The organism is Nocardia barduliensis (assembly GCF_013315795.1).
Taxonomy (GTDB): domain Bacteria; phylum Actinomycetota; class Actinomycetes; order Mycobacteriales; family Mycobacteriaceae; genus Nocardia; species Nocardia barduliensis.
Map to the genome: position 1 here is coordinate 1 of NZ_JABLTE010000192.1, position 8,248 is coordinate 8,248.

The 8,248-nt window shown below is 67.8% G+C and carries 5 protein-coding genes; 1 reads left to right on the forward strand and 4 read right to left on the reverse strand.

From position 1 onward, the window contains the following. Positions 1–845 precede the first annotated feature (845 nt). The 3 genes from HOV91_RS37755 to HOV91_RS37765 form a co-directional block, all read right to left on the reverse strand. A complete protein-coding gene (locus HOV91_RS37755; protein ID WP_174189989.1) occupies positions 846–1,352 on the reverse strand; it encodes a mycothiol transferase in 507 nt (168 codons plus the stop codon). A gap of 37 nt (positions 1,353–1,389) precedes the next feature. Then, positions 1,390–4,290, reverse strand: coding sequence for a type I DNA topoisomerase (gene topA / locus HOV91_RS37760; RefSeq protein ID WP_174189990.1), 2,901 nt, complete (start codon positions 4,288–4,290; stop codon positions 1,390–1,392). Between the two features lie 320 nt (positions 4,291–4,610). Continuing rightward, positions 4,611–4,817: a cold-shock protein gene (locus HOV91_RS37765; protein ID WP_011206895.1), complete on the reverse strand. Its 207-nt coding sequence runs from the start codon at positions 4,815–4,817 to the stop codon at positions 4,611–4,613. A 499-nt stretch (positions 4,818–5,316) separates the two neighbouring features. Here HOV91_RS37765 and HOV91_RS37770 point away from each other — a divergent pair, with 499 nt between their 5' ends. Beyond that, positions 5,317–7,638 (forward strand): DEAD/DEAH box helicase, encoded by a 2,322-nt coding sequence (locus HOV91_RS37770; RefSeq protein WP_246351543.1) that lies wholly within the window; start codon positions 5,317–5,319, stop codon positions 7,636–7,638. A gap of 289 nt (positions 7,639–7,927) precedes the next feature. On the opposite strand, the gene HOV91_RS37775 is transcribed toward HOV91_RS37770, so the two are convergent. After that, a partial coding sequence (locus HOV91_RS37775) for an Rv3654c family TadE-like protein (protein WP_246351545.1) occupies positions 7,928–8,248 on the reverse strand: 321 nt, incomplete at its 5' end.

Below are 8,248 nucleotides of genomic sequence, written 5' to 3' on the forward strand. Positions count from 1 at the left end.
GCCCCGCACACCCGGCTCGACCACACCGCCCGGCTCTGCCGCGCACACCCGGCTCTGCCGGACATCACTCGACTCCGCCGCATATCCCACTCAGCGTGACACCACCTGGCTCAGCCGCGCCGTCGCCGAAGCCCTCGGCCACGAGGCCGCGGCATGACCGAATCAACCAAACCGATCGCGTCGCAGGTGAATCCGATCGTCCAAGCCGCGCCGCACATCCGACTCGGCCGCGCCCTAACTGGGCTACCTCACACACCGCCAGCCAGACGTCACCTGCCGCACCGGCTCAACCGCGCACCACCCAGGCTCAGCCACACCACCCGGCTCAGCCACACACCACCCGGCTCAGCCGCGCGGAACCGGCTCGGCTGCGCATTACCTGACAACCGAGCATTACCCGGGCTCAGCCGCACGCCGCCCAGCTCCGCCGCACACCACCCGGCCTGCGCACCCCCGCTCAACTACGCATTACCCGGGCTCGGCCGCGCGACCGCCGCGCACCGCCCGGGCTGAACCGCACGACGCCCGGCCTCGCCGCGCATACCCGGCTCAGTCGCATCCCCGGCTCGACCACACCGCCCGGCTCAGCCGCGCACACCCGACTCGGCCGTACCCCGGCTCGACCGCACCCCGACTCAGCCACACACCACCCAACTCCACCGGACACACCCCGCCTCGGCCGCACAGCTATGCCGGACCGCCGCGATCTCGGTGGCCCATGGCGCCGCATGCCGCGGCTCGCGTGACTAGGAGGCGCGCTGTGCTATTCGCACCGCCCAGCACCTCGCGGATGCCGGACCGCCGCGATTCTCGGCACCCACGGCGCCGCTCACCCGGGTTCGCGACTACGAGGCGCGCTGCGCTGTGCTGTTCGCTCCGTCCAGCGCCTCGCGGATGATGTCGGCGTGGCCTGAATGATGTGCGATCTCGCGCAGAATGTGCAGCACCGTGTAGCGCACCGACTGCCAGATCCGCTCCGGAGCCCATGGCGCCGTCGGCGTGGGGATCGAGCTGTCGAGGCTGTCCACCGAGCGGATCAGCTCCGCCGTGGCCGCGGCGACCTCGTCCCAGGTGGTCAGCAGACCGGCCACGGTTTCGTCGGCCGCCATCACGTACTCGCCGCCGAACTTGGAGACGTCCACTTCGGCGTTCTCGTCCCGCTCCACGATCACCGAGGTCCAGTGCCGTTCGCAGCTGACCAAGTGGTGCAGCAGACCGCCGAGGGTCAGTTCACTCACGGTGGTCCGCTGCCGCGCCTGCTCATCGTCGACGCCGCGCAGGGTGATGCGGAAAAGCGCGCGCTGGTCGGCGAGCATCGCGATCAGATCCTCGCGTTCCTGTTCTGTACTCATGGCGCACACGCTACGGGCAGCGCCATGAGCCGAGAACTCACGACTTCCCGACGCCGGTCTTCTTCGCCGCCGTCTTCTGCGCCGCGGTCTTCTTGGCCACCGTCTTGGTGGTGGTCGCCTTCTTGGCGGCGGTCTTCTTGGCCGCTGCCTTCTTGGCGGGCGCCTTCTTCGCCGCGGTCTTCTTGGCCGCCTTCTTCACCGGTCCGCGCGCCCGCCGGTCGGCGAGCAGTTCCATGGCCCGCTCGGGCGTGATCGACTCGATCTCGTCGCCCTTGCGCAGCGTCGCGTTGGTCTCGCCATCGGTGACGTACGGGCCGAAGCGGCCGTCCTTGATCACCATCGGCTTACCGCTGGCCGAATCGTTGCCGAGTTCACGCAGCGGGGCGGCGCTCGAGGCCTGCCGCCCCCGGCGCTTGGGCTCGGCGTAGATCTTCAGCGCCTCATCCAGCGTCACCGTGAAGATCTGGTCCTCGGTGTTCAGCGACCGCGAGTCGGTGCCCTTCTTCAAGTAGGGCCCGTAACGCCCGTTCTGCGCGGTGATCTCCTCGCCGCTGGCCGGGTCGGTGCCGACCACGCGCGGCAGCGACAGCAGCTTCAGCGCGTCGTCGAGGGTGATGGTGGACAGGTCCATGGACTTGAACAGCGAACCGGTGCGCGGCTTGGGCGCCGCGGCCTTCTTCGCGGTCTTCTTGGCGGGTTCCGGTCCGTCGGCGGCCTGCGGTTCGGGCAGGATCTCGGTGACGTACGGACCGAAACGCCCTTCCTTGGCGACGATCTCGTGCCCCGACTCGGGATCGACGCCGAGCGAACGTCCTTCCTGCGGCGTCGCGAACAGCTTCTCGGCCACCTCGGGCGTCAGCTCGTCCGGCGGCAGGTCGTCCGGCAGATTGGCCCGCTGGGACACCGAATTGCCCTCGGGGTCATCGGGATCGGTGACCATCCGCTCCAAGTACGGACCGTACTTACCGACCCGGACGACGACATCACGTCCTGCGGAGTCGCTGAACAGTTTGATGGAGTTGATCTCTCGCGCATCGATGTCGTCGAGCCGCTCCCCGACCATCTTCTTCAGACCGCCGGACCGCGCGACCGAGCCTTCCACGCCGTGATCGCCACCGAAGTAGAAGCTGGACAACCAGTTTCCGCGCTGCTCGCGCCCACCAGCGATGGCGTCGAGATCGTCCTCCATGGCGGCGGTGAAGTCGAAATCGACCAGTCGGCCGAAATGTTCTTCCAGCAGGCCGATCACGGCGAACGCCACCCACGACGGCACCAGGGCGCTGCCGCGCTTGTAGACGTAACCGCGGTCGAGGATCGTCTTGATGATCGACGAATACGTCGACGGACGGCCGATGCCGAGCTCTTCGAGCGTCTTGATCAGCGACGCCTCGGTGTAGCGCGCCGGTGGGTTCGTGCTGTGCCCGTCGGGATTCAGCTCGACCGCGGTGACCGCCTGGCCCTCATCCAGCGCGGGCAGCCTGGACTCGGCGTCGTCGGACTGGCCGCCCGCCTCCTCGTCGACGCTCTCCACGTAGGCCTTGAGGAAGCCGGGGAACGTGATGGTGCGGCCGGACGCGGAGAACACGCATTCCTCGCCGGTGCCTGCGACGCCGGTGATGCGCAGCGTCAGCGTGGTGCCCCTGGCGTCGGCCATCTGGGAGGCGACGGTCCGCTGCCAGATGAGCTCGTAGAGCCGGAACTCGTCGTTGTCCAGGCGCGCGTGCAGCTGGCCCGGCGTCGCGAAGGTGTCGCCCGCCGGGCGGATCGCCTCGTGCGCCTCCTGCGCGTTCTTCACCTTGCGGTTGTACTGGCGCGCTGTCGGGTGCACGTACTCGGCGCCGTAGAGCTGAGTCGCCTGGGCACGGGCCGCGGCGATGGCCGACTCCGACAGCGTGGTCGAGTCGGTGCGCATGTAGGTGATGTAGCCGTTCTCGTACAGCCGCTGCGCGACCCGCATGGTCCGCTCGGAGGTGAAACGGAGTTTGCGCCCCGCCTCCTGCTGCAGCGTCGAGGTCATGAACGGCGGATACGGCTTGCGGGTGTACGGCTTGGCCTCCGCCGAGGAGACCACCAAGTCGGCGCCGTCCAGCGCCTCGGCCAGTCGCCGTGCGTAGCCTTCGTCCAGTACGACGACGCTGCTGGCGGCCTTGAGCTGCCCGTCCGATCCGAAATCTCGTCCGGTGGCGACCCGCGCCCCGTCTACGGCGACCAGCCGCGCACCGAAGGTCCTGGGGTTGGTGGCGTCGCCGCCCTCCCCGTTGCCCGCGTCGAGCTTGGCGGCGATGTCCCAGTACTCGGCGGAACGGAACGACATCCGCTCGCGCTCGCGCTGCACGATCACCCGGGTGGCCACCGACTGCACGCGGCCGGCCGACAGCCTCGGCATGACCTTCTTCCACAGCACCGGACTGACCTCGTAGCCGTAGAGGCGGTCCAGGATGCGGCGGGTCTCCTGCGCGTCGACCAGGTCGTTGTCGAGATCGCGGGTGTCCGCGGCCGCGGCCTGGATGGCAGGCTCGGTGATCTCGTGGAACACCATTCGCCGGACCGGCACCTTGGGCTTGAGCGTCTCCAGCAGGTGCCAGGCGATCGCCTCGCCCTCGCGGTCGGGGTCGGTGGCCAGATAGAGCTCGTCGGCGTCCTTCAGCAGGCTCTTGAGCTCGGTGACCTTGGCCTTCTTGTCCGGGCTCACGACGTAGATCGGCTCGAAGTCGTTGTCCACGTCCACGCCGAGCCGCGCCCAGGACTGGCCCTTGTACTTGGCCGGGACGTCGGCCGCGCCCCGCGGCAGATCCCGGATATGACCGACCGACGCCTCGACCGTGTAGTTACGCCCGAGGTACGGCGCGATCTTGCGGGCCTTGGTCGGGGACTCGACGATCACGAGACGACGCAGGGCACGGCCCTGGTCGGCTGCACCGCGGTCTCGTGTTGCCACCGGCGAATACACCTTTCCTGATCGACCCGCGCTGCGTTGTTTCCCGCTGTGCGCGGCTGGGGTAAGCGGCTGCGACGGCTGAACGTCGCACCAGACACGTTTATACCGTGACGCCGCGTGTGGTCGAGTGCTTGCGACTCGAACCACTGAGCGTACGCGCGTCAGTTCGAATCAGTATGCCTTGTCTTTTCGCCACGCTTGCGCCGCGGCGTGCTCAGCGGGCCGTTCCGCCGGCTCACGCGGGGCGTGACTACCCCAGATATAGCTCGTCCCCCACCCCGTTGCCGGTGGTGAGGGACGAGCTGTGGATCTCGCGCCGCTCAGCTGAGCGCACGCACTCCGGTGGCCTGCGGGCCCTTGGTGCCCTGGCCGACCTCGAACTCGACCTTCTGGTTCTCCTCGAGGGTGCGGAAGCCCGAACCCTGGATCTCGGAGTAGTGGACGAAGACGTCAGCGGAGCCGTCCTCCGGCGCGATGAAGCCGAACCCCTTCTCCGCGTTGAACCACTTCACAGTTCCCTGTGCCATTCTGTTCCTTCTCTTTTCTTACCGGAACGGCGGACAACTGGGTTCGTCCACCGGGTCCGTTGTGACCGTTGTACTGTTGGTTCCCCCTGCAGGAAAGCACCAAGCACACCGTTCGCAACATCGATCCTGCTGACGGTTTGGACTTTGGATCCGTCCCTCGAACACAGAAGCTTGCGACCAGGAACCAGTGAACCATGTCTTCGGGCAATTCAACAGTCGAGTTACCGACAATTTGCAAAAAAGTTGATCTTGCGAATGCGCAGGTGAGGGACACAATGGCGGAATCCAGACTTGGGGTTCGTTTGCTTGCTGATAACCGAGTCGGCGTTCAGCAAAGAAGCTGTGACCCAGGTCGCTATTTGGTATCGAAATGGCAGGTGGCGGTTGCCGGACACACACGTTTCACACTTCCCGAGCGTGTTGCGGGGTTCGCCGCGTGAATCGGCCCGCCTCAGCGCCGCGTGCGCGGCCTCGAACCGAGCTCAGCTACGGGACATCGTTGCTGAATCGTGTCCTAACCGGCGGCCCGGCTGACGACCCCCGGCTGACCCATGTGGTCGAGCTGCCCGCGCGGCCCGCCGAGCACTCCGCCTGGCCCACCTGGACATCGCCGGAAGTGATTGCGGCATTGCGCGACACGGGCGTGGACGCGCCGTGGCGCCACCAGGTGGAGACGGCGGATACGGCGTTCGGCGGCAGGCACGTGGTCGTGAGCACCGGGACCGCTTCGGGCAAATCGCTCGGGTACCAGTTGCCGGTGCTCACGGCACTGCAAGCGGATCCGAAGGCCACCGCACTGTATTTGTCGCCGACGAAGGCGCTGGGCGCCGATCAATTGCGCGCGATCGGCGCGCTGACCCACGAAGGTCCGCTGCGCGACGTGCATCCGGCCACCTACGACGGCGATACACCGGCCGAGATCCGCCAGTGGGTACGCGCGAACGCGCGCTGGATCTTCACCAATCCCGACATGCTCCACCTGGGCATACTGCGGTCACACCAGCGCTGGGCCCGCGTGCTGCGCAAGCTGCGCTATGTGGTGGTCGACGAATGCCACGCCTATCGCGGCGTTTTCGGCTCCCACGTCGCGCTGGTGCTGCGCAGGCTGCGGCGGATCGCCGCGCGATACGGCGCCGATCCGGTATTCGTGCTCTGTTCAGCGACGTCGGCCGAACCGGCGGCGGCCGCGTCACGTCTGATCGGCGCGCCGTGCGTCGCGGTCACCCGGGACGGATCGCCGCAGGGCCCGCGCACGGTCGCACTCTGGGAACCGCCCCTGCTCACCGCGGTGACCGGCGAGAACGGTGCGCCGGTGCGCAGAGCGGCCACCACGGAGGCAGCGCGGATCATGGCGGATCTGGTGACCGAAGGGGCGCGGACCTTGACGTTCGTCCGGTCGCGCCGAGCCGCCGAGCTGACCGCGATGGAGGCCAGAAGGTTGTTGGCCGAGGTCGACCCCGACTTGGCCGCGCGGGTGGCGTCCTACCGGGCGGGATATCTCGCGGAGGATCGGCGCGATCTGGAAGCGGCGCTGTCGGACGGATCGCTGCTCGGCGCGGCGACGACCAACGCGCTGGAGCTCGGCGTCGACATCGCGGGACTGGATGCCGTGGTCATCTCCGGTTTTCCCGGCACGGTGGCATCGTTCTGGCAGCAGGCCGGACGGGCGGGACGGCGCACCCAGGGTTCCCTGGTCCTGCTCGTGGCGCGGGACGATCCGCTGGACACCTACCTCGTCCACCATCCCGAAGCGCTGCTGGACAAGCCGGTCGAGGCCACCATCACCGATCCACGAAATCCCTACGTGCTGGGGCCGCAACTACTCTGCGCCGCGCTCGAACTCCCGCTCACCGACGCCGAGGTGGACGACTTCGGTGCCCGCGAGGTACTGGCCGATCTGTCCATGAAAGGGCTGATCAGGCGGCGTGGCACAGCGGAAGGCGCGCGCTGGTACGTGACCGCGGAGACGCAGCCGCACGACGCGGTCGACGTCCGGGGCGGCATCGGCGCTCCGGTGGCCATCGTGGACGGCGAGACCGGCAGGCTGCTGGGCACCGCCGACGCGGGGCGGGCGCAGGCGACGCTGCACCAGGGCGCCGTTCACCTGCATCAAGGCGAGACCTACGTGGTCGACGAGCTGGATCTCGACGATGGCGTAGCCTTCGTGCACGCCGCCGAGCCCGGGTGGACCACCAGCGCGCGTCAGGTGACCTCGATCGCCGTCGACACGGTGACCGAGCACCGCTACCACGGTCACGTGACGGTTGGCCTGGCACAGGTGCGGGTCACCAGCCAAGTGATCGGCTACCTGCGCACACTGGTCACCGGCGAAGTGCTCGACCTGGTCGAACTGGACCTACCGCCGCAGACGCTGCCCACCAGGGCGGTCATGTACACGGTGACCCCGGAGTTGTTGACCGCGGCGGGAATCGAACCCCAGGACGTTCCCGGGGCATTGCACGCGGCCGAGCACGCGGCGATCGGACTGTTGCCGCTGGTGGCGACCTGCGACCGTTGGGACATCGGCGGCGTCTCCACCGCCGAGCATCCGGACACCGGGCTGCCCACCGTCTTCGTCTACGACGGCCAAGCCGGCGGGGCGGGTTTCGCCGAGCGCGGGTTCGCCCGGCTGCGCCAGTGGCTCTCGGCGACACGGCTGGCCATCCAGTCCTGCGACTGCGCGGCGGGCTGCCCGTCCTGCGTCCAATCGCCCAAGTGCGGCAACGGGAACCATCCGCTGGACAAGGCGGCAGCGGCACGCCTGCTCACCGCTGTCCTGGCCGAACTATCGGCCGATGAGGCCGTGTCGGCCGATTCGTGACGGCGCGGAGCCTGGGCCGTGACCGGTTGTGGACCTTGCCAGGGCACATGCTGGTGGGGTTGGGAGACCTCCTAGTGGAATGGCGACGCTTCACCTCTCCCGAATAAAAAGGAATAGATTCATGTTAACTAGACTATTGCCACCGCCGTCATTGCGGACATGCGCATCCATTCGTTTTTGATATCCGGACTCTGCCGGGGAATTCCCCGAGCCCGCTTTTAACCGGCCAGTAGAATTACCGATTTCCGCTACCGGAAGCGACGTAAGCGCGAGTGTGTATCGAACTCCGTCACTCTTCAACCGGTCCGGCTCGCGCGCTCGCCCGAACGATGCGATCGCCATACAGACCTATTGGTACATTCCTTTCGACAGTCACCGTGACGTCCCACTCCACTGTCGTACACGCGCGGATTCGTGTCCCCATCCGCCGCGCCAGCTCTGCGGCCTTGTCGCATGCGGCGTCGGCGCCTTCGACCAATGCGTCCGCCGCGGCGATGGCCGCCAGATCCGCCGCCGCCTGCGCTCGATGGCGCGCCACCACCACGAAGCCCACCTGCGCGATCAGCAGCGTCGCTCCGATCAGCGCCACGAGCGCCAGACACGCGAAGAC

Coding starts and splice junctions, on each gene's coding strand:
- HOV91_RS37755 (WP_174189989.1), bottom strand. CDS start 1,352: ATGAGTACAGAACAGGAACGCGAGGATCTGATCGCGATGCTCGCCGAC.
- HOV91_RS37765 (WP_011206895.1), bottom strand. CDS start 4,817: ATGGCACAGGGAACTGTGAAGTGGTTCAACGCGGAGAAGGGGTTCGGC.